Annotated in this window: 22 protein-coding genes; 17 read left to right on the top strand and 5 right to left on the bottom strand. The window is 63.5% G+C overall.

Translation table 11 applies throughout. The annotated features are described in order from the left end of the window. Positions 1–13: 13 nt before the first annotated feature. Complete coding sequence (locus tag N7568_RS04675) at positions 14–436, bottom strand: hypothetical protein (protein WP_261608733.1); 423 nt, start codon at positions 434–436, stop codon at positions 14–16. 92 nt (positions 437–528) lie between these two features. Beyond that, positions 529–732 carry a hypothetical protein gene (locus N7568_RS04670; RefSeq protein ID WP_261608732.1) on the bottom strand — a complete coding sequence of 68 codons (204 nt, stop codon included), beginning with the start codon at positions 730–732 and terminating at the stop codon, positions 529–531. A 132-nt stretch (positions 733–864) separates the two neighbouring features. On the opposite strand from N7568_RS04670, the gene N7568_RS04665 reads away from it, so the two are divergent. After that, a complete protein-coding gene (locus tag N7568_RS04665) occupies positions 865–2,040 on the top strand; it encodes a zinc-dependent alcohol dehydrogenase (protein WP_261608731.1) in 1,176 nt (391 codons plus the stop codon). A 19-nt stretch (positions 2,041–2,059) separates the two neighbouring features. On the opposite strand, the gene N7568_RS04660 is transcribed toward N7568_RS04665, so the two are convergent. Continuing rightward, positions 2,060–3,046 (bottom strand): SDR family oxidoreductase, encoded by a 987-nt coding sequence (locus N7568_RS04660; protein WP_306422590.1) that lies wholly within the window; start codon positions 3,044–3,046, stop codon positions 2,060–2,062. A gap of 108 nt (positions 3,047–3,154) precedes the next feature. On the opposite strand from N7568_RS04660, the gene N7568_RS04655 reads away from it, so the two are divergent. Then, on the top strand, positions 3,155–3,340 hold the full coding sequence (locus N7568_RS04655) for a CsbD family protein (RefSeq protein ID WP_089593984.1): 186 nt from the start codon (positions 3,155–3,157) through the stop codon (positions 3,338–3,340). A 154-nt stretch (positions 3,341–3,494) separates the two neighbouring features. On the opposite strand, the gene N7568_RS04650 is transcribed toward N7568_RS04655, so the two are convergent. Next, positions 3,495–5,225, bottom strand: a complete 1,731-nt coding sequence (locus tag N7568_RS04650; protein WP_261608730.1) for a purine-cytosine permease family protein — start codon at positions 5,223–5,225, stop codon at positions 3,495–3,497. A gap of 194 nt (positions 5,226–5,419) precedes the next feature. On the opposite strand from N7568_RS04650, the gene bioB reads away from it, so the two are divergent. The 7 genes from bioB to N7568_RS04620 all read left to right on the top strand — a co-directional run bounded on the left by bioB (position 5,420) and on the right by N7568_RS04620 (position 11,527). Continuing rightward, on the top strand, positions 5,420–6,469 hold the full coding sequence (gene bioB, locus N7568_RS04645) for a biotin synthase BioB (protein WP_261608729.1): 1,050 nt from the start codon (positions 5,420–5,422) through the stop codon (positions 6,467–6,469). Beyond that, complete coding sequence (bsaP, locus tag N7568_RS28650; protein WP_439898958.1) at positions 6,466–6,696, top strand: biotin synthase auxiliary protein BsaP; 231 nt, start codon at positions 6,466–6,468, stop codon at positions 6,694–6,696. Before bioB ends, bsaP begins: the two co-directional genes overlap by 4 nt. Then, complete coding sequence (locus N7568_RS04640) at positions 6,693–8,018, top strand: adenosylmethionine--8-amino-7-oxononanoate transaminase (RefSeq protein WP_261608728.1); 1,326 nt, start codon at positions 6,693–6,695, stop codon at positions 8,016–8,018. The genes bsaP and N7568_RS04640 overlap by 4 nt, the downstream gene beginning before the upstream one ends. Next, positions 8,015–9,184, top strand: coding sequence for an 8-amino-7-oxononanoate synthase (locus tag N7568_RS04635; RefSeq protein ID WP_261608727.1), 1,170 nt, complete (start codon positions 8,015–8,017; stop codon positions 9,182–9,184). The genes N7568_RS04640 and N7568_RS04635 overlap by 4 nt, the downstream gene beginning before the upstream one ends. Then, positions 9,181–9,864: a dethiobiotin synthase gene (gene bioD, locus N7568_RS04630; protein ID WP_261608726.1), complete on the top strand. Its 684-nt coding sequence runs from the start codon at positions 9,181–9,183 to the stop codon at positions 9,862–9,864. Before N7568_RS04635 ends, bioD begins: the two co-directional genes overlap by 4 nt. After that, complete coding sequence (locus tag N7568_RS04625) at positions 9,861–11,030, top strand: cytochrome P450 (protein WP_261608725.1); 1,170 nt, start codon at positions 9,861–9,863, stop codon at positions 11,028–11,030. Before bioD ends, N7568_RS04625 begins: the two co-directional genes overlap by 4 nt. A gap of 65 nt (positions 11,031–11,095) precedes the next feature. Beyond that, entirely contained in the window at positions 11,096–11,527 is a 432-nt protein-coding gene (locus N7568_RS04620) for a very short patch repair endonuclease (protein WP_261608724.1), read from the top strand. Positions 11,528–11,535: 8 nt separating this feature from the next. Here the strand turns inward: N7568_RS04620 and N7568_RS04615 are convergent, their stop codons facing one another. Then, complete coding sequence (locus tag N7568_RS04615) at positions 11,536–11,709, bottom strand: hypothetical protein (protein ID WP_261608723.1); 174 nt, start codon at positions 11,707–11,709, stop codon at positions 11,536–11,538. A 205-nt stretch (positions 11,710–11,914) separates the two neighbouring features. Between N7568_RS04615 and N7568_RS04610 the strand changes: the two genes are divergently transcribed. The 8 genes from N7568_RS04610 to N7568_RS04575 all read left to right on the top strand — a co-directional run bounded on the left by N7568_RS04610 (position 11,915) and on the right by N7568_RS04575 (position 19,733). Further along, positions 11,915–12,295 (top strand): Hpt domain-containing protein, encoded by a 381-nt coding sequence (locus tag N7568_RS04610; RefSeq protein ID WP_261608722.1) that lies wholly within the window; start codon positions 11,915–11,917, stop codon positions 12,293–12,295. Positions 12,296–12,384: 89 nt separating this feature from the next. Beyond that, the gene (locus tag N7568_RS04605) at positions 12,385–12,984 is read left to right on the top strand and encodes a helix-turn-helix domain-containing protein (protein WP_261608721.1); all 600 of its coding nucleotides are present in this window, start codon (positions 12,385–12,387) and stop codon (positions 12,982–12,984) included. 164 nt (positions 12,985–13,148) lie between these two features. After that, positions 13,149–14,480, top strand: a complete 1,332-nt coding sequence (locus N7568_RS04600) for an MFS transporter (protein ID WP_261608720.1) — start codon at positions 13,149–13,151, stop codon at positions 14,478–14,480. A 10-nt stretch (positions 14,481–14,490) separates the two neighbouring features. Next, entirely contained in the window at positions 14,491–15,864 is a 1,374-nt protein-coding gene (locus tag N7568_RS04595; RefSeq protein ID WP_261608719.1) for an FAD-dependent oxidoreductase, read from the top strand. After that, entirely contained in the window at positions 15,861–17,117 is a 1,257-nt protein-coding gene (locus N7568_RS04590) for a CaiB/BaiF CoA transferase family protein (RefSeq protein ID WP_261608718.1), read from the top strand. Before N7568_RS04595 ends, N7568_RS04590 begins: the two co-directional genes overlap by 4 nt. Beyond that, positions 17,114–17,920: an enoyl-CoA hydratase-related protein gene (locus N7568_RS04585; protein WP_261608717.1), complete on the top strand. Its 807-nt coding sequence runs from the start codon at positions 17,114–17,116 to the stop codon at positions 17,918–17,920. Before N7568_RS04590 ends, N7568_RS04585 begins: the two co-directional genes overlap by 4 nt. 38 nt (positions 17,921–17,958) lie before the next feature. Continuing rightward, positions 17,959–18,921, top strand: coding sequence for a dihydrodipicolinate synthase family protein (locus N7568_RS04580; protein WP_261608716.1), 963 nt, complete (start codon positions 17,959–17,961; stop codon positions 18,919–18,921). After that, on the top strand, positions 18,921–19,733 hold the full coding sequence (locus tag N7568_RS04575; RefSeq protein WP_261608715.1) for an SDR family oxidoreductase: 813 nt from the start codon (positions 18,921–18,923) through the stop codon (positions 19,731–19,733). Before N7568_RS04580 ends, N7568_RS04575 begins: the two co-directional genes overlap by 1 nt. The last annotated feature ends 4 nt before the right edge of the window (positions 19,734–19,737 follow it).

The raw sequence follows: 19,737 nt of genomic DNA, 5'->3' as shown, positions 1-19,737 counted from the left end.
AAACAGAGGGCCCCTAGGCCGGCAGCTCCATCCGGAAGCCGCACCGGCACTGAATGACGCGCGTCTTCAGATACACGTCCAACAGGCCATCATCCACGTCTTCGGTGGTCAAAGGGGCATACACGCTCCGGGCGGACGACTTCGCGAACGTCATGGGTTCGCCGCAGTGAAAATACATCCCACCGAACTGGAGCAATCCGGACATGCTTCCGTTGCGATTGAGGATCGCGGCAACGTCATGGAACGCTGCATTGTGGGCATAGGAGGCTTCGCAAGCCTGGCAGGTATAGGACACCCACACCATCAATTCGCCGGCATGCGGCTCAATGGATTCAATGGTTTCCAGGTGCAGGCGATCCGCGGACCGGCAGCGGCGGCACAGAAGGGGTTCGGCATGGGGACGGGTTGCGTCACCGGGAACCAGAGGATTTTTCATGGACGGCAATGCGGACACTCCTCGGTCATCTCTGCCCGAAACTCTCCCTTGCCCACCATGTTAACACCGATGGTCAGATTCCTTATGGATTTTTAGCTGCCCATCGCCTCAGGGTGCTCCCTGGCGCGCTTCTCTTCCGGCGTTTCCCCACTCTCGTCGGGAACAAAGGTGGGGTCCAGTTCGGTAGTGAAGTCGCCTGTACCCGCGGCACCGTTCTCATGCTCGACGGCGGCAGGCACCTCGGACTCCGACGCTTCGGATGCCGTCACTTCGGTTTCGCTCGGCTCTTCGCTCATAGCCTCAATCCAGGCCCGCCCCATGGAGGTGTCGAGGCTCGGTGGCCTTGTGCGCCGATGCCATCTCTGCTTCGCTGGGAGGGTCTCCAGCAGCGAGGGACCCACCCAGCCGAAACGCAGGGAGTACCAATCGTGAAAGCAGTGACATGGCAAGGCCGGCGCTCACTCAGTGTCGAAGACGTACCCGATCCCGCCGTCCAGGAACCCACGGACGCAATTGTCCGAATTACCTCCACGGCCATTTGCGGCTCGGACCTTCATTTGTACGAAGTGCTGGGCCCTTACATGCATAAGGGCGACGTAATTGGCCATGAGCCGATGGGAATCGTGGAAGAAGTCGGCTCCGGGGTTCACCGGCTCAGGAAGGGCGACCGCGTGGTTGTCCCCTTCAACATCTCCTGCGGACATTGCTTCATGTGCAACCAGGGCCTCCAGTCGCAATGCGAAACCACCCAGGTCACGGCAAAAGGGTCAGGTGCGGCGCTCTTTGGCTACTCAGAACTTTATGGCTCCGTCCCAGGTGGCCAGGCGCAATTCCTGCGCGTCCCGTTTGCCGATTACGGCCCCGTGAAAGTCGACTCGGACGCCCCGGACGAGCGCTATCTCTTCCTCTCGGACATTCTCCCCACTGCCTGGCAGGGAGTTGAGTACGCCAACGTTCCGGAGGGCGGCACGCTTGCCGTGCTGGGCCTGGGCCCTGTGGGTCAATTTGCCGCCAGAATTGGTGTCCACAAGGGTTTCCGGGTGATTGGCGTGGACCCGGTCCCGGAGCGGCGTGCGATGGCTGAGGCGCATGGCATAGAGACCATGGATTACAGTTCGGACGTTGCGGGGAAGATCCGGGAGGAGACGCTGGGCCGTGGTCCGGACGGAGTGGTGGACGCGGTGGGCATGGAAGCGCACGGCTCCCCCGTGGCGTCGTTCCTTCACCGGGCCGTCTCCCTGCTTCCGGACAAGCCGGCCCAGGTTGCCATGGAAACCATGAGCGTGGATCGGCTTGCTGCGCTCCATACTGCCGTGGATATGGTGCGCCGCGGAGGCACGATTTCACTGAGTGGCGTCTATGGCGGCCAGGCCGACCCCATGCCCCTGATGACCATGTTCGATAAGCAGATCCAGCTCCGCATGGGCCAATGCAATGTGCGCAGCTGGACTGACACACTGCTCCCCTTGGTAGAGGACGACGCCGATCCGCTGGGAGTCATGCACTTGGTCACCCACACCGGCTCCCTTGATGAGGCACCCGAACTCTACGAGAAGTTCCAGAAGAAGCAGGATGGTTGCATCAAGGTGGTCCTCAAGCCATGATTGCGCCCGGACCAAGCAGCTAGGCCAGGTGTTTACCTCCGGTGACGCCAATGACAGATCCGGAAATGTAGCTTGATTCCTCCGTGGCCAGCAGGACGTAGCTACCGGCAAGTTCGGCAGGTTGCCCCGCGCGGCCCAGCGGGGTGTCCTGGCCAAACTTTTGGATCTTGTCCGCGGGCTGGGTGGGCGGCTGCAGTGGCGTCCACACAGGACCCGGCGCCACAGCGTTGACCCGGATCCCCTGAGGCCCAAGTGACTCCGCCAGGGAGAAGGTCATGCTGTTGATGGCTGCTTTCGTGGCTGCATAGTCGATCAGTGATGGGCTTGGATGGTAACCCTGGACGGATGAGGTGTTGATGATCGCGGCGCCGGGCTTCAAATGCGGCAATGCTGCCTTGGTGAGCCAGAACAGTGCGTAGACATTGGTTTTGAAGGTTTGATCGAACTGTTCGGTACTGAGGTCTTCGATTCCCCGGCTCGTGGTCATTTGGAATCCGGCGTTGTTGACCAGGACGTTGAGTCCACCGAATTCTTCGACCGTTTGGGCAATGACTTCCTGGCAGAACTCTTCGTCGCGCAAGTCACCGGGCAGCGCCAGCGCCCTGCTGCCGGCGTCTTCGATCAGCTGGACCGTGTGCTCGGCGTCCTGCTCTTCTTCAGGCAAATAGGTGAAAGCGACGTCCGCACCTTCACGGGCAAAAGCAATTGCCACGGCTTTACCGATCCCACTGTCACCGCCGGTGATCAGGGTTCGGCGGCCCAGCATACGGTTGTGCCCCACATAGCTTTGCTCGCCGTGATCGGGGCGCGGGTTCATGGCCTCGGTCCAGCCCGGGTAATCCTGGGTTTGTGGTTCGAACTCTTCCGACGGGTATTTGGTGCGGGGGTCCGAGGACTGGTCATCGAGGTCGTAGGACCCGGAGACCACATTGTTGACCAAGGCCATCGCAATGTCCTCGTCAAGGTCTGTTTGCTCCGTTTGTTCGTTCCGGATCTCCTCAGCCATGCTCTCAGTGTAAGCATCCTGACTGTTCGTGGAACTCGTTCAGGAAGTACCCAGAATTGCTCGTTAGCCTAGCAATTGTCAGCGTTGGATTACATCGAAGGAGGGCCTATGGGACTCGGAGACAAGATCAGCAACAAGGCACAGGAAGTTTCCGGCAAGGCGAAGGAAGCCTTGGGAGACGCCACCAACAACGAGAAACTGCAGGCTGAGGGTGTCGCTGATCAGGCGGCAGCCAAGACCAAGCAGGCAGGCGAGAACGTCAAGGACGCCGCAAAGGACGCCTTCGACAAGTAAGCCGCATAGCAACACAGAATAAACACACAGCAGAACGCCCCGGCTCCCTTCTTGGGAAGCCGGGGCGTTTTGCGTGGACCCAAGTAGGTAGCGGTGAGGCGCGTTTTGACGGCTCGAAACACGCCTGACTGCGACTCAGTTGGGTTGGGTGGGGCTATTTCTGGGCCGGGAGCACCAGCCTGCCCGTCTTGTCCGTGGATAGGGCGAGGGACGAGATGTACTGGGGTTCGCCGTCGGGCCCGTCCTGACCCGACCGGAGCATGTCCGGGCGTTCGAACTCCAGGCCGGTGACGTGGCAGAGGAGCTTCGCGTCGCTCGGGTTGCCGTCGGCGTCGAACATCGGCAGGTCAATGCCATCGTCGGTGCGCCGCAGGTAGTAGCGGCCCTTCGTGGCAAGGGCCAGGACGGGCGGAAGAATCAGCGCCAAGCCCACCGCGAAAATGGGCGAGAACGGCTGGACGGCGGATCCGAACGCCCCGAAGAACACCGCAATGGAGACCCCGGCTGAGACCAGCATGGAAACGAAGCCCACCGGATTCACGGCGTACAGCATGCCCCGACGGAACTCGGGAGCCTTGGGCGAGATCTTCAGCAGATACTTGTTGATCGCGATATCAGAGGCCACGGTGACAACCCAGGCCATGGCGCAGTTGGCGTAGAAGCCCAGGATGGTGTTCAGGAACTCGAACATATTCGATTCCATGAGGATCAGCGCGATCACCAGGTTCACCACCACGAACACCATGCGGCCCGGGTAGGTCTTGGTGATGCGGGTGAAGGAGTTGGTCCAGGCAAGCGAGCCGGAATACGCGTTGGTGACGTTGATCTTGATCTGCGAGATGACCACCAAGACCACGGCCAGGGTCATCGCCAGCCAAGCCGGCATCATCTCTTCGTAGACGCCCAGGAACTGGTGGACCGGCTCATTCGCGGAGGAAGCAGCTGCGGGGTCCAGCTCGGCAATGAGGTAGATCGCTATGAACAGGCCGATGATCTGCTTGATGGCTCCGAAGATGACCCAGCCCGGCCCTGCGAGAATCACTGCACGCCACCAAGCACCCTTGTTCTCGGCCGTTTTTGGCGGCATGAAGCGCAAGTAGTCGATCTGTTCCGCGATCTGCGCCATGAGGGACAAGCAGACACCTGCGGCCAGCATCACCGAGGCCAGGTTGGGGCCTCCTTCGCCGGCAGCACCGGTGAAAGCGAAGAAGGCATCGATGCTCTCCGGGTGGGAAAGGAGCAAGTAGCCCACCGGGACCACCATGAGCAGCAGCCACAGCGGAGTGGTCCACACCTGCAACGTGGCGAGCGTCTTCATCCCGTAGATCACCAGCGGAATGATGATGATGATGGTGGACACTGCGTAGCCAATCCACTGCGGGATGCCCAGACCCAGCTGCAGCCCCTGCGCCATGATGGAGCCTTCAAGGGCGAAGAAGATGAACGTGAAGGTGGCGAAGATGATGTTGGTGACCACTGAGCCGTAGTACCCGAAACCCGAGCCACGGGTTATGAGGTCGAGGTCGATGTTGTAGCGGGCGGCGTAGTAGGCCAGCGGGAAGCCTGTGGCGAAGATGATCACTGCGGCCACAATGATGCCGAAGATCGCATTCACTGTTCCGTAGGCGATGCCGATGTTCGCGCCGATGGAAAAGTCGGCCAGGTACGCGATGCCGCCCAGGGCGCTGGTCGCCACGACGCCGGCGCTCCACTTCCGGTACGAGCGCGGCGCGAACCGGAGCGTATAGTCCTCCAGGCTCTCCTTCGCTGCGCTCATTGCATCGGCGTTGCCGGCTGCTGGAGCACTCGTGGTGCCGGTTCTGACGGCGGTGCTTGCCGCCGTCGTCGGCTCCAATGTTGCGGTACTCGTCTTGTCGTCACTCATTCGTGGTCGCTTTCGTCCGGGGAGGGTGCTTCGTCCACGACGCTAGTCACGCATCGCGTCAATTCAGTCACGTGCATGTTTCACAGCTGTAACTTCTGCATCAGCGCCCCGCGCGGCCTGCACCAAAATCCGGCACCACGGTTTGTACGCACCCCACAAAATCGCCCTTCCCCAACGCGGATACCGTCAACGACATGACCACCCAAGCAGCCCCTGAAACCCAAGCAGCCCAAGCAGCCCAAGAAACCGGCTACGCCATCCTGGACACCGCCCGGGAGCAGGTCCTCGAACGCGGCGAGGGCCTGAACGAGGCCCAGCTCACGGAGATCCTCGAACTTCCCGACGATGCCATCCCCGCGGCCCTTCAACTCGCCCACGAGGTTCGGCTCAAGCACTGCGGCGAGGACGTGGAGGTGGAAGGCATCATCTCCATCAAAACCGGCGGCTGCCCAGAAGACTGCCACTTTTGCAGCCAGTCCGGCCTGTTCGACTCCCCCGTCCGCGGCGTCTGGCTGGACATCCCGGAACTGGTCAAAGCCGCCAAGGAAACAGCCGCCACGGGTGCCACGGAGTTCTGCATCGTCGCAGCAGTCCGTGGGCCGGACATCAAACTCATGAACCAGATCAAGTTCGCGATCGACCGCATCAACGAAGAAGTGGACATCAACATCGCCTGCTCGCTGGGTATGCTCACGCAGCGCCAAGTGGACCAGTTGGCCGAATGGGGCGTCCACCGGTACAACCACAACCTGGAAACGGCCCGCAGCTACTTTCCCGAAGTCGTCACCACGCACAGCTACGAGGAACGGATGGAGACCTGCGCCATGGTCAAGGCTGCCGGCATGGAACTGTGCTGCGGTGCCTTGATCGGGATGGGCGAGTCGTTGGCGCAGCGCGCAGAACTCGCCACCCAGCTCGCAGCCCTTGAACCACATGAAGTCCCGCTGAACTTCCTCAATCCCCGCCCCGGAACGCCCTTGGAAAACCAAGGAATCATGGACGGCAAGGATGCCCTCCGTGCCATCGCCGCATTCCGGCTGGCCATGCCGCGCACAGTCCTCCGATATGCCGGCGGCCGCGAACTGACCCTCGGCGACCTCGGCACACGGGAGGGCCTGCTCGGCGGCATCAACGCTGTCATCGTGGGTAACTACCTGACGACGCTGGGCCGCCCCGCCAACGCCGACCTCAACCTCTTGGTGGAGCTCAACATGCCCATCAAGGAATTCCAGAAATCGCTGTGACCAGCATATTAACGACCAGCATAATAACGACCAGCGTATTAACAGAGGGGTACTGCGGTCACTGCGGTGGTGAGGACCCGACGTCGGACCCTCACCGGAGCTGCCAGCAGCAGTTGGCCATGGAGCCTCCGCGCTTTTGCCCGCAGTGCCGCCGCCGCATGAAGGTCCAAGTGACGCCGCTGGGGTGGACCGCGGACTGCTCCCGGCACGGAAGGTTGGCATCATGAGCTCCCTGATCGAGCGCGACCGCGCCACGTTGTGGCACCCCTATGCGCCTGCCTCTCCGACGTTGCCGCTGTGGGAAGTGGAAGCGGCCGACGGCGTGGCGCTGCGGCTGTGCGATGAACAGGGGCGGACGCACGAGGTGCTGGATGCGATGTCCTCGTGGTGGGCGGTGATCCATGGATACCGGAACCCCGTCATGGACGATGCCATCCAACGCCAACTCACCAGTTTCAGCCATGTGATGTTCGGCGGGCTCACCCACCAACCGGCGGTGGAACTCGCCGAAGGCTTGCTGGCCATGGCGCCGGGCGAACCGGGCAGACGCCTGGAGCGCGTGTTCCTGGCAGATTCCGGCTCCATTGCGGTGGAGGTCGCCCTCAAACTTGCGGTGCAATTCCAGACGGCAACCGGCCGACCCAACCGGCAACGTTTCCTGACCATCCGCGGCGGATACCACGGGGACACGTTCGCGGCCATGGGCGTCTGCGATCCTGTGGATGGCATGCATTCGTCCTTCCCGGGGTTGCTGGCCGGCAACGTCTTCGCACCCCGCCCGCCTGCGGCCGCAACAGCCACTCCCGAGGGAATCGAGGAATGGCGGGTCGCCGTGGAGCGCCTTGCCATGGAGCATTCCAACGAACTCGCTGGGATCATCGCCGAGCCCATCCTCCAAGGCGCCGGCGGCATGTTCATGTACCCGGCCGAGTGCGTCCGGATACTGCGCGGCATTGCGGACCGCCACGGATTGCTGCTGATCCTGGACGAGATCGCGACCGGCTTTGGCCGAACAGGCGAACTCTTTGCCGCTGACCATGCAGGAGTCGTGCCGGACATTCTGTGCGTCGGCAAAGCGCTCACTGGCGGCTACCTCACACTGGCGGCGACGCTGTGCACGGGCGACGTTGCCCGCACGGTTTCCGCAGGTGAGGCCGGGGCGCTCCTGCACGGGCCCACGTTCATGGCCAACCCCCTGGCGTGCGCCGCCGCCAATGCGAGCCTGGGCCTCCTCGCCACGGGGGCCTGGCGGGAGGACGTGGCGCGTGTAGGTGCCGGGCTCGCGGCTGGCTTGGGTCCTGCATTGACGCTCGACGCCGTTGCGGACGTCCGCACTTTCGGCGCCGTGGGGGTCATTGAACTAACGGACGCGGTGGATGTTACCGCGGTAACGCGCACCGCCGTCGAGCACGGAGTGTGGGTTCGCCCGTTCAGGAACCTCGTCTATGCGATGCCCCCGTACATCACTTCCACTGCCGAGGTGGGAGTGATGGCGGCTGCGATGGTGGCGGCCGTGGAAACAACATCCCATCAGCGGGTGGCTGCGTGAGCGCGGCAACAACCCAGTGGCTGAAGGAGCAGGCCCGGGTCCGCGAGCGCCGGGGCTTGGTGAGGACGCCGTTGGTTCGCGGGGCGGGCCGGGGAATGATCGATCTCGCCAGCAACGACTACCTCGGGCTGTCCACCGATCCAAGGCTCGCGGATGCCGCGCGGGAAGCCATCGCGAAGTGGGGTACGGGCGCTGCGTCATCACGGTTGGTGGCGGGCACAACGGAGCTGCACCTGGAGTTGGAGCGCCAACTCGCAGAGCTGACCGGGATGGATGCCGCGTTGGTGTTCTCCTCCGGTTACCTGGCGAACCTTGGCGTCACCACTGCCTTGGGCGGCCCGGGGACGCTGATAGTGGCCGACGAACAATGCCATGCGTCGCTGATCGACGGTTTCCGGCTGAGTCGCTCCGAAGTACAAGAGTTCAGGCACAACAGCGTGGAAGACGCCGCGGAGAAGCTGGCCAACCGTACCCAGCCGCGGGCGCTCATCGCTGTGGAGTCCATCTATAGCGTGGGCGGTGATGCGGCACCTCTTCCCGAACTCCTGGAGCTCGCCGAAGCCCACGATGCCATGCTGCTGATTGATGAAGCCCACAGTTTGGGCGTCGCGGGGTCCGGGACCAGGCTAGGGCACGGGTCGGTGGCGGGAACCAGGCTTTCAGGACATCCCCACGTCATTGTCACTGCCACCCTGTCCAAGGCCCTGGGCAGCCAAGGGGGCGCCGTGCTCGGCTCACCCCTCCTCAGGGAGCACCTCGTCAACCGGGCCAGAAGCTTCATCTTCGACACCGCGTTGACTCCCCCGGCGGCAGCCGCCGCGCTTGCAGCGATCGGCGTCATCAGGGCCGAGCCGTGGCGTGCCGCGGCCGTCCACCGGAATGCAGCCGCCCTTGCTACCCACCTGAAGCCCGCGCTGGAGAGGCTCGGCACCGGCGTCGACCGTTCCGCCGGGGCAGTCCAGTCCGTCCCCATGCCGTCAGCGGAAGCGGCCCTCGCAGCCAGCACGGCAGCGCACAACGCCGGCGTCCGCGTGGGCTGCTTCCGTCCACCGTCCGTCCCCGATGGGGTGTCCCGGCTTCGCCTCACGGCGCGGGCAAACCTCACGCCGGCCGACATCGAACAAGCTTGCGCAACGTTGCGCAGCATCTTGGAGAAGACATCATGAAACTGCCTCCCATCATCCTGGTGACCGGTACCGATACCGGCGTCGGCAAGACCGTCACGACGGCGGCCCTCACCGCGGCGCTTCATCAACGCGGGCATTCGGTGGCTGTTTACAAGCCGTGCCAGAGCGGAAGCGTACAGGGCGATTCCGACTGCGCCGAGGTGGTGCGGTTGGCCAATCCAGCCACGGCGGAAGCCGGCGTCGTCCTTGAGGAGCCCATGGCACCTGTCCCTGCAGCAGCGCTGGATGAGGTCATTCTGCCGCCGCTCACCGCCCATGCCGTCCGGATCCGTGAGCTATCCGAAGAACACGATCACGTGCTGGTGGAAGGTGCTGGCGGGCTGCTGGTGGAGTTGGACCACGACGGCGGGACGCTGGCCGATCTGGGCACTCACCTGGGCGACAATGCGGGTTTCGCAGTGGTGGCCCGGCCGGCCTTGGGCACGTTGAACCACACTGCACTGACGCTGGAGGCATTGGACCGCAGGAACCTGCCAGTGGTCGGTGTGGTCCTGGGAAGCTGGCCAGCCACCGCGGGTGCAGTCGAGCTGAGCAATCGTGCGGCCATATCGTCGTGGGCCGTGCGATTCCTGGGTGCGGTTCCTGCCGGGGCCTCCGGACTTGGTCCTGCCGATTTTCGCGCCCAAGCATACTCATGGCTTGAGGGGCTGCCGGCATGAGCGCAGCCATTGCCAGTGACGTTGGACTTCCCGGGTCCGGAACCTGCCCGTATCTGGTGGTCCGGAATCCTGACACTGTCCGTGACGTGCTGCACCGGCCAATGGAGTTCAGTCCGGCCAACGCGCTGCTGGCAGTGACGCCGTTAACCGGGCAAGCCCTGCGCATCCTGCAAAAGGCCAGGTTTGCCTTGCCCCCGGTCCTGGCCAGCAATGACACTGAGACGCACGCGGGCATCCGCAAGGTGGTGGCGGGCTTCTTCACGCCAGCCAAGGTTGCGGCGATGGAACCCCGGATTCGCGGGTTGGCGCGGGAGTCGGCCACTGCCGCTGGGCGGCTTCTGGCTGCTGAGGGAAGCGTGGACCTCGTTGGCGCGGTGGCCGCCGATCCTCCGGCTATCGTGATGCTGGAGATGCTGGGATTGCCCGTCCGCGACCTGCCCGCTTTGAAGGCGTGGAGCCTGGACTCGTTGGAACTGTTTTGGGGTTGGCCCGACGCTGGGCGGCAACTTGAGCTGGCCAGGAGCGCCGCAGATTTCTATCGCTGGCTCAGGGAAATGGTACTGGAATCCGTTGCGGCGCCGGAGACCAACCTTTTCAATGCGCTGGCCCGTCACGGGCTGAGCACTCCGCAGATCTGCTCTCTGGGCTATTTCCTTCTGATCGCAGGGCAAGAGACCACCACGCAGCTCATCAGCACCACGCTCTTCCGGCTGGCCGAAGGCTCCCGTGGCATCTCGTGGACCGAGGCTGCTTCTGCCCCTAAAGCCCGCGACCTGGTCCGGCACATCCTTGCGACGGAGTCCTCCGTTCCAACTTGGCGGCGGGTGGCCAGCCAGGACACCGTGTTGGATGGTCACCTCGTCCCGGCAGGTGGGGAGGTCCTGCTGGAGTTGACCGGCAACCACGGGTTCCCGTGGGCCGATACTGCCGGGGCTGAAACTTCCGGCAACGATCGTCCGGGCCCCACGCCCTACGGCCTCGCCTTCGGCTCCGGGATCCACCGGTGCCTTGGTGCCAAACTCGCGGAACTGGAGGCCGCCGTCGTCGTTCATGAAACAGCGGCAGCCCTCAAAGGTGTCCGGCTGCGCGACTCAAACCCGGAATGGATCCGTCTGTTGTCCTTCCAGGCACCCCGGACAGTAACCCTGGAGTTTTTGTACAGCTAATGCCACTAAAACCCCGTCTTAAGGGCAAGAGGTGTACAAAAACTCCACTTGGGTAGGCTGGATCCATGGGCCGGAGCCGGGACCTTCTGACGCAGGAGCAGCGCAGCCGCAACATGTCCAAAATCCGCGGCAAAGACACCAAACCTGAGTTGTTGGTCCGCAAACTCCTGCACTCGAAAGGCTACCGATACCGGCTCCACGGACAGGTCGGAGCGGCGAAGCTACCGGGCCGCCCGGATCTGGTGTTTGCGGGCCGGCGCAAGGTCATTTTCGTCAACGGCTGCTTCTGGCATGTCCACGACTGCAGGGTGGGGCAGCATGCTCCAGCGGCAAACGCTGAGTTCTGGGAAGCCAAAAGGACCCGGACCCGCGAACGCGACTCACTGCAGCGGGAGCAATTGGCCGTTGCCGGCTGGGACGTTTTGACGGTGTGGGAGTGCGAACTGAAGGACCGCTCAGTGCTCGAGGACCGGCTCACGGAATTTCTTGAGGCCTGAACCTCCGGCTATGGTGCGGCGGGGGCAGAGGGGACGGAGGCGTCGGCCTTATCCTGCTCCGCACTGTGGGAGCTTTGTTCCCAGAGCGCGAAGGCTGCTGTCCCGCCAATGCCCAGGAGAACGGTCATGCAAAAGACGATAGTGACCATCAGGCCCGGTGACGGACGAGCACCACTGTTCATGCTGGTTCCTTCTCCTTGGCTCACGTCCTGGGATCCCCGGATCGGTGCACTTTCATCTGCCTCCCACCACTTTGGGAGCCGCTAATCAAGACTCCCTCTGAGTCCGCTCAAGATTGGATCAAGCTTTCGTTTTGTGGCACTTCGGCAGTTCCACGGGTCCTACTGTTGAATCGTGAATCTATTGTTTGGAGGCGGGAGGAGTCTGGTGTCTGAGTATGACGAGTGCACAGATTCCTTGGTGGATCGCACCGTCCTCACCGAACTCCAAGCGGAGCTTGGCGGCGACCACGCCATCATCGGCGCCTTCATCAGGAACTATGTGGCCCTGCTGCCATGGCGGGTTTCCCGGCTTCATAGGGCCTTGGAAAACCTGGACATGGACGATGCCATGGACGCGGTGTTGAGCCTGAAGACGTCCAGCCAGATGGTGGGCGCCATCTGCATGAACCGCCTGGCCACGGAGTTGGAGATCAGCATCAGGCTCCTGCCCAACGCGGACCATCTCGGTGAGCTGGGGCCCCAGGTAGTGGAGATCGAGCAGTTTGTGTTCGGCACCATTACGGAACTGGAAACACCGATTCTCTAAATTTCTTCACCTTAATGAAGAAAACCATTGACTCGCTAAAGATCTTCACTATAGTTGTGTGAGTTAGCTCACCAACGAAGGATGCGGCAATGACTACCGAGACTCCTGCACCACCAGCCACCAGCGAACTGCTGGCGACTGTTGGCAACAAGGTGCGCACCATGCGCAAGGCAAAGGGCATGACCCTGGCCCAACTCTCGGACATCACAGGCCTCAGCCAGGCGATCGTCAGTCAGATCGAACGCGGCGTGGCCAACCCATCCTTCACCACGTTGGCCCAGTTGGCCCACGGCCTGGACATCCCCGTAGGGAGATTCTTCATTGGCCAGGATGAATCAAAATCCCCCGTGGTCCGCAGGTCCGATCGACGCAATCTGAAGAACGTCACCCGCGAGTCCGTGGGCGAGGCAGTACACGAACTGCTGACCCCCAACCGCGATGGAAGCATCGAAGCACAGTGGATCAGCACGCCCCCAGGGCACGACACCAGCGACACCCCTTTTACCCACAGCGGTGAAGAGTTCTGCTACATCATCTCCGGCCGTAAGGACGTCTTCTTGGACGGCGTCTGCTACAGCCTTGAAGAGGGCGACTCCATCACCTACTCCTCAGAGATCCCCCACTGGTACAAGAACAGCTACGAAGAGGTATGCGTAGCCATCTGGGTCAACGCACCACACGCGTGGTAACCCTGCCGCCCGCTCACGGCGCCAGCGTTTTCCCTTAACTGTCCGGACACGAAACCGTGGCCGCAGACACTCCTTGCCACTTTCGCATCAAACGCCTCCTTCAACGGGCGTCGCTGCGTCATACCCTCCCACGCCCTCCGGGGCGTCAGCGTAAGGACACTTCCATGCTCGACACACAAACGGCGGACAACGTAGTCCCGTCACCAGGCACCACCCACTCATCCCCCGGCAAGAACGCCAAATTCACGCCTGAAGTCCGCAAAGGCCTGCTCGGCCTGGGCCTGGGCAACGCCCTGGAATGGTACGACTGGATGGTTTTCGGCCTCCTGTCCGCCTTCATCGGCCCCAATTTCTTCCCCAACACCGATCCCCTCTCCGCAACGCTGAACGCACTGGCGGTATTCGCCGTCGGGTTCGCGTTCCGTCCCTTGGGCGGCATCCTCCTTGGAACCCTGGCCGACCGTATCGGCCGCCGCCGGGTCATGCTGCTCTCCATCATGCTGATGGCAGGAACCACCCTCATCATTGCCATCACCCCGAGTTATGCCACCATCGGCCCCGCGGCCGGCATCATCCTCCTGGTGTGCCGTGTGCTGCAGGGAATCTCAACGGGCATCGAAGCTCCGCTCTCCACATCCCACGCAGTGGAACTCGCCCCGGTAGGCCGCGAAGGCTATGTAGCCGGCATCATGTCCTTCTACGTGAACATCGGCATCCTGCTGGCTTCGCTCATCAGTTTCCTCTGCAGCCTGGTCCTTGGCGGTGCCGTCATGGCCGAGTGGGGCTGGCGCGTACCGTTCATCATTGGTGCCCTGTTTGGCTTCGTGGTGCTCTACCTCCGCCGCTCACTGCCGGAAACCCTCAAGGCCGAGGAAATGGCCACCAACACTCCCCGGGCTGTGTGGTCCGGAGTACGCAAGCATTGGCTGTCCGTCCTTGCCATCATCTTCGTGGTGGGCGCGGCACAGGCCTACAACTACGCCTGGAACGTTGGACTCCCCAGCGCAGCACGCAGCGGTTTCAAGGAAGACCCCACTGCCGTCTTCGCCCTGACCACCATCCTTGGCGTCATCCTGGTGGTGGGCAGCTGGATCATCGGCAAGCTGGCGGACGGCAAGGCGATGTCCAAGTGGTTCCTCGTCACCCGTATCCTGGCCATCCCGTCAGTGTTCCTCATGCTGATGTACGTCCAGCCAGGCATTGGCGGATTCGCAGCCGTCCTGTTGGGCGGCTCCATTGTCCTGGTCCTGAACATGACCCTCTACAACGTGGTCAGTTCCTCCCTGATGCCCAAGAACATCCGCGGCACCGGCGTAGCCCTGGGCTACGGCATCGGCGTGGCCCTCTTCGGCGGCACCGCCTCTTACCTGCTGGTCTGGTTCCAATCCCTGAACATCAGCTGGGTCTTCCCGGTCTACGTGGCCGTCCTGTCCATCCTCAGCATCGTCTTCTACCTCGCCGCACGCCGCAGCAACGGCATCTTCGTCGGAAAGTAAGGAACCTCCCATGAACGCTCTGAACTCACTGGAACTCAGCACCACGACGGCGGACCTCACCGCCCCGGTCATCTCACGCTCCGACGTCCTTGTAGTTGGTGGTGGTCCCGCCGGCGTCGCCGCAGCGGTCACCGCCGCCCGCTCGGGTGCCAAAGTCACACTGCTGGAACGCTACTCATCCCTCGGCGGCCTGGCCTCCGGCGGCATGGTCCTGGTGCTCGACGACATGATCAACGGCCAGGAAATCACCGTCACCGGCATCGTCTCCGAGTATGTGGAACGGCTGCAGAAGCTGGGCCTTGCCATCGTCCCGCCAGCCGATGACCGCAAGACCTCCGAGGAACTCTGGAACAAGTGGGGCCGCTACGGCACCTTCGACTTCCATTCCCACACCAACCCCAAGCCGATCTGCTACGCAGCGGCCTTCGACCCTGATGGCTGGAAGCGCGTCTCCAACGACCTCGTCCGCGAGGCCGGCGTGGACCTCCGCCTGCACTCCTGGTTCTCCCGGCCCATCGTGGACAACGGCGTGATCAAGGGCGTCATCTGCGAAACCAAGCTTGGCCCGCAGGCGTTCATGGCCGACGTCGTCATCGACACCACCGGTGACATCGACGTCGCTTCCCGTGCCGGCGCCAGCTACGCCAAGGACAACTACCTCACCACGCTGGTCTTCCGTCTGGGCAACGTGGACACCAACGCCGCCGAAGCCTTCGAGCAGGCCAACCCCAAGGAAGCCCGCGCCATCAACCGCAAGATCAAGCGCCTCCTCGGCGGCGCGTGGGAACTCTGGTGGCTCAAGACGCCCATCGACGGCGTAGTCTGGTGCAACGCCCCCCACATGACCGGCTTCGATGGCGTGGATCCCGCCGACATGACTGCCGCGGAGTTTGCCGCGAGGGACCGCATCTCCGAAGCCGTGGACTACGTCCGCGCCAACCTCCCCGGCTTCGAAAACTGCTACATGCTGGACGTCGCCTCCCAGATGGGTGTTCGCCAGACCCGCCTCCTGCAGGGCGAGTACGTCATGACCAAGGACGACGTCACCCAGCGCCGGCACTTCGCAGACACCGTGGCCCGCGGCCGTGACTACTACTACCCGTACCGCTCGCTGCTGCCCAAGGAAGTGGACCAGCTCCTGGTCGCAGGCCGCCACTACTCCGCCACACCGGAGGCGCAGAAAATGTCCCGCGAGATCCCGCCCTGCATGGCCATGGGCCAGGCCGTCGGCGTTGCGGCAGCCCTCGCCGTGGAGAACAACCTCCTGGTCCGCGACGTCTCCGCGCTGGACATCCAGCAGGGCATGCGCCGCCACGGCGCAGACCCGGGCGACGTCCCGTCGTCGAACGCTACTGTCGACGCAACCGCGGCGGTGCCGGCATGAGCACCGTGACCGTAGAACCGGAACAGCGGGAAAGCACGACGGCGGCACTCGCCGCCGCTGCCCCGGCAACGATGCCGCTCCCACTGGATGGCATCAAGATCGTGGATTTCACGCAGGTGTTCATGGGTCCATCCTGCACGCAACTGCTGGGCGACTACGGCGCGGACATCATCAAGGTTGAACGCCCCGGCGCCGGTGACATCTCGCGCAATTCCTTCCCGGACCAGGATGGCCAGGACAACCCGATCTTCCTGTCCATCAACCGGAACAAGCGCAGCGTCTCCGTCGACACCCGCACCGAAGAGGGCCGCGAGGTGCTGCACCGGCTGTTGGCCGATGCAGACGTCGTGGTCAGTAACTTCCGCTCCGGCGTGATGGAACGCATGGGCTTCGGCTACGAAGAGCTCAAGGCCACGAACCCGGGGATCATCTGGGCATCGGGCACCGGCTTCGGCCCGGACGGTCCCTACTCCCACAAGGGTGGCCAGGACGCGATCGCGCAAGCGTATTCCGGTGTGATGTGGCGGCGCGAGTCCGAGGACACCAAGCCCTCCATCTACCCCACCACCCTGTGCGACTACATCACGGGCATGCACCTTATGCAGGGCATCCTGCTGGCGTTGCGCACCCGGGAAACCTCCGGTGCGGGCCAGAAAGTGGAGGTGACCATGTACGACTCCATGCTGCACCTGCAGATGCAGGAGGCGTGCATGCAGCTCAACCGCGGTTACGAGGTCAACTGGGGTGCCATGCCCCTGAGCGGCGTCTTCGAAACCACCGACGGTGCCGTGTGCATGGTGGGCGGCTTCACCCCGGACCCGCTGGCCCGGATCTCCGACGCCCTGGGGCTGGATGAGGACCTGACCCAGCGTCCGGAGTTCTCCAGCCTGGAACAGCAGTTCAAGAACAAGCCGGCGTTGCAGGCAATCTTCCGGGAGCACATCGCCACCAACTCCACCGGGTACTGGACCCACCAACTCGAGGAGCAGGGACTCCTCAACGCACCTGTTCACACGCTGGAGCAGGCTCTGGCGGACGCGCAGACGGAGGCCAACGGAATGATCGTGGAAGCGGAACACCCCGGTGTGGGCACGGTGCGTATGTTGAACGCGCCCATCCGGCTTTCTGCAACCCCTCCCACCATCCGTCGTGCTGCGCCGCGCCTCGGCGAGCACAACGTGGAAGTGCTGCTGGAGAACGGCTTCGATGAGGAAACCATCGAGCGCCTGCAGCAGTTGGGAGTCCTGCGATGACCGCTTCCGTACAAGAGCGCGTTGACACCGTCACCCTCACCATCGAGAACCATCTGGCTACGGTGGTCATCGACCGCCAGCATGTCCTGAACGCCGTGGACGCTGCCACCCACACCCAACTCAATGAGATCTGGGACCAACTGGAGAACGATCCATCAGTGCGTGCCGTGGTCATTACGGGCGCCGGATCCCGTGCCTTCTCGGTGGGCGCGGACATGTCAGCCTCCGCCGTGGACAAGACCGGCCTTGAATACTGGGCCGGCCTGGACCCCAACGGTTTCGGTGGCCTGAGCCTGCGCACCACCCTCGATATCCCCGTGATAGCCCGCGTCAACGGCTACGCCCTGGGCGGCGGGATGGAGATGGTGCTCGGCGCAGACATCGTGGTGGCGGCCGATACCGCCAAGTTCGGCTTGACCGAACCACGTGTTGGGCGGTTGGCGCTCGACGGCGGCATCCACCAGTTGGTGCGGCGGATCCCGCACACGCAGGCCATGGGCATGCTGCTGACCGGCCGAAAAGCCGACGCCGCTGAAATGCAGTCCATGGGACTCGTCAACGAGGTAGTTCCGGCCGCAGAGCTCGACGCCGCGGTGCAGCGTTGGGTGGACCAGATTCTTGCCTGCGCGCCCACCTCGGTCCGGGCCGTGAAGCAGATGGTCACGCAGACCACCCACCTCACAGCCAAGGAGGCCCGCGGCCTTCGCCTGCCGGCCCTCATGGCGGCGTTGGACAGCGAAGACTCTGCTGAAGGCGTCCGGGCCTTCCAGGAGAAGCGCCCGCCGGTCTGGCCTGGCCGCTAATGCCAGCCACCACCTCAAACGAACCTAAGGAGATACCGATGCAGCCAACAGATGCGCGCGAATCCCCCAACCGTGAATCCTTGCCAGCAGGCGTGTGGGGCGTTGTTGCCACACCGTTCCAGGGCAGCACGCTGGACGTGGACACGGACAGCCTGTCAGAGCTCGTGGAGCACTATGAAGCGATCGGCGCTGCCGGGCTCACAGTGTTGGGCGTCTTTGGCGAGGCAGCTGCACTGACCGCCGGGGAACGCGGTCAGGTACTGGAAACCGTGGTGGAATGCACATCGCTTCCGCTGGTTGTGGGAGTGACCGCTTTGGCCACCCGGCCCGCCATCGAGGAAGTACGTGCCGCGCAGGACGTCGCCGGAAGCCGCCTCGCAGCGGTCATGGTGCAAGCCAACTCCGCCACGCCCCAAACGGTGATCGCCCACCTGGACGCCATCCACCGCGCCACGGGAGCAAAAGTAGTCCTGCAGGACTATCCGCTGGCCAGCGGCGTCAGCATCCCCACCAAGGCACTGGTCTCCGTGGTCTCGGCCTGCGACTATGTCATTGCTGTCAAGGCCGAAGCACCGCCCACCAGCGTGGCGATCGCGGAGCTGAGTGCCGCCGTCGAGGTGTCTGTCTTTGGCGGTCTGGGCGGGCAGGGACTGCTGGACGAACTCATGGCCGGCGCGGCAGGAGCCATGACCGGTTTCTCGTACCCCGAAGCACTCATCGCCTGTGTCCGGGCATGGCACCAGGACGGCTACGAGGCCGCCCATCGCGAGCTGCTGCCATACCTGCCGCTCATCAATTTCGAGCAGCAGGCCAAGGTGGCGTTAGCCATCCGCAAGGAGTGCCTGCGCGAGCGCGGAATCATCAAGGACTCCGGTGTCCGGGTACCGGCAGCGGGTTTCCCCGAGAACCTTCGGAACAGCATGGCGACACATCTCCGCGAAGCGGCCGCGGCGCTGGAAGCCGCGACGACAACAGTGAAGACAACTGCAGGGAGCTTCTAATGGACCTCGGAATCGCCGGCAAGACAGCCTTGGTTGCTGCCTCCACGGGCGGCCTGGGTTTGGCCGTTGCCCGTGCCCTCGCAGCTGAGGGCGTCCGGGTTGCGATCGTAGGCCGTCGCAGGGACCGCGCCAAGGAGATCGTCGAAGAACTGCAGGCTGCGTACGGAAGCGGTTCACTCGGTGCCACCGGCTTCGACGCCGTGGCCATCGAGGCTGATCTGACAACCCCCGAGGGCATCGAATCAGCCGTGGCACAGACCGTCGCGGACCTCGGGCCCATAGACATCCTGGTCCTGAACGGTCCCGGCCCCAAACCCGGAGCCGCGGCCACCCTGACCTCCGACGACATCGCGGCGGCGTTCGATCTGCTGGTCAAGCCACACCACGCACTGGTGACCCACGTCCTCCCGGGAATGCGTGAGCGGCGTTGGGGCCGCATCCTGGCCATCGGGTCCAGCGGCGTATCGGCCCCCTTACCCAATCTGGCAGTGTCCAACACCGGACGCGCTGCACTTGCCGGGTACCTCAAGACACTCGCCGCTGAAGTTGCCCTGGACGAGGTCACCGTGAATCTGCTGCTGCCCGGCAGGATCGCCACGGATCGGGTGACGCAGCTTGACCAAGCCGCCGCCAAACGACGCGGCACCACGCTGGAAGACATCCAGCTCGAGTCCCGCAAGACCATCCCCGCCCGCCGCTATGGAGAACCCGCCGAGTTCGGTGCGGCTGCCGCCTTCCTGTGCAGCACGCCGGCGTCGTACATCACCGGAGTCGCACTCAGGTGCGACGGCGGCCTGATCCGCAGCCTCTAAACCC

The organism is Paenarthrobacter aurescens (genome assembly GCF_025421775.1).
Lineage (GTDB): Bacteria > Actinomycetota > Actinomycetes > Actinomycetales > Micrococcaceae > Arthrobacter > Arthrobacter aurescens_B.
The sequence above is the reverse complement of the archived record's forward strand: the minus strand, read 5'-3'. Positions and strand labels throughout refer to the sequence as shown.

Excerpts from the sequence above, each read along its gene's own strand:
- N7568_RS04620 (WP_261608724.1), top strand. The coding sequence starts at position 11,096 with ATGGGCCGGAGCCGGGACCTTCTGACGCAGGAGCAGCGCAGCCGCAAC.
- bioD (WP_261608726.1), top strand. The coding sequence starts at position 9,181 with ATGAAACTGCCTCCCATCATCCTGGTGACCGGTACCGATACCGGCGTC.
- N7568_RS04615 (WP_261608723.1), bottom strand. The coding sequence starts at position 11,709 with ATGAACAGTGGTGCTCGTCCGTCACCGGGCCTGATGGTCACTATCGTC.
- N7568_RS04605 (WP_261608721.1), top strand. The coding sequence starts at position 12,385 with ATGACTACCGAGACTCCTGCACCACCAGCCACCAGCGAACTGCTGGCG.
- N7568_RS04655 (WP_089593984.1), top strand. The coding sequence starts at position 3,155 with ATGGGACTCGGAGACAAGATCAGCAACAAGGCACAGGAAGTTTCCGGC.
- N7568_RS04600 (WP_261608720.1), top strand. The coding sequence starts at position 13,149 with ATGCTCGACACACAAACGGCGGACAACGTAGTCCCGTCACCAGGCACC.
- N7568_RS04675 (WP_261608733.1), bottom strand. The coding sequence starts at position 436 with ATGAAAAATCCTCTGGTTCCCGGTGACGCAACCCGTCCCCATGCCGAA.
- N7568_RS04660 (WP_306422590.1), bottom strand. The coding sequence starts at position 3,046 with ATGGCTGAGGAGATCCGGAACGAACAAACGGAGCAAACAGACCTTGAC.
- N7568_RS04650 (WP_261608730.1), bottom strand. The coding sequence starts at position 5,225 with ATGAGTGACGACAAGACGAGTACCGCAACATTGGAGCCGACGACGGCG.
- N7568_RS04590 (WP_261608718.1), top strand. The coding sequence starts at position 15,861 with ATGAGCACCGTGACCGTAGAACCGGAACAGCGGGAAAGCACGACGGCG.
- N7568_RS04595 (WP_261608719.1), top strand. The coding sequence starts at position 14,491 with ATGAACGCTCTGAACTCACTGGAACTCAGCACCACGACGGCGGACCTC.
- N7568_RS04670 (WP_261608732.1), bottom strand. The coding sequence starts at position 732 with ATGAGCGAAGAGCCGAGCGAAACCGAAGTGACGGCATCCGAAGCGTCG.
- N7568_RS04585 (WP_261608717.1), top strand. The coding sequence starts at position 17,114 with ATGACCGCTTCCGTACAAGAGCGCGTTGACACCGTCACCCTCACCATC.
- N7568_RS04640 (WP_261608728.1), top strand. The coding sequence starts at position 6,693 with ATGAGCTCCCTGATCGAGCGCGACCGCGCCACGTTGTGGCACCCCTAT.
- N7568_RS04625 (WP_261608725.1), top strand. The coding sequence starts at position 9,861 with ATGAGCGCAGCCATTGCCAGTGACGTTGGACTTCCCGGGTCCGGAACC.
- bioB (WP_261608729.1), top strand. The coding sequence starts at position 5,420 with ATGACCACCCAAGCAGCCCCTGAAACCCAAGCAGCCCAAGCAGCCCAA.
- N7568_RS04575 (WP_261608715.1), top strand. The coding sequence starts at position 18,921 with ATGGACCTCGGAATCGCCGGCAAGACAGCCTTGGTTGCTGCCTCCACG.
- N7568_RS04580 (WP_261608716.1), top strand. The coding sequence starts at position 17,959 with ATGCAGCCAACAGATGCGCGCGAATCCCCCAACCGTGAATCCTTGCCA.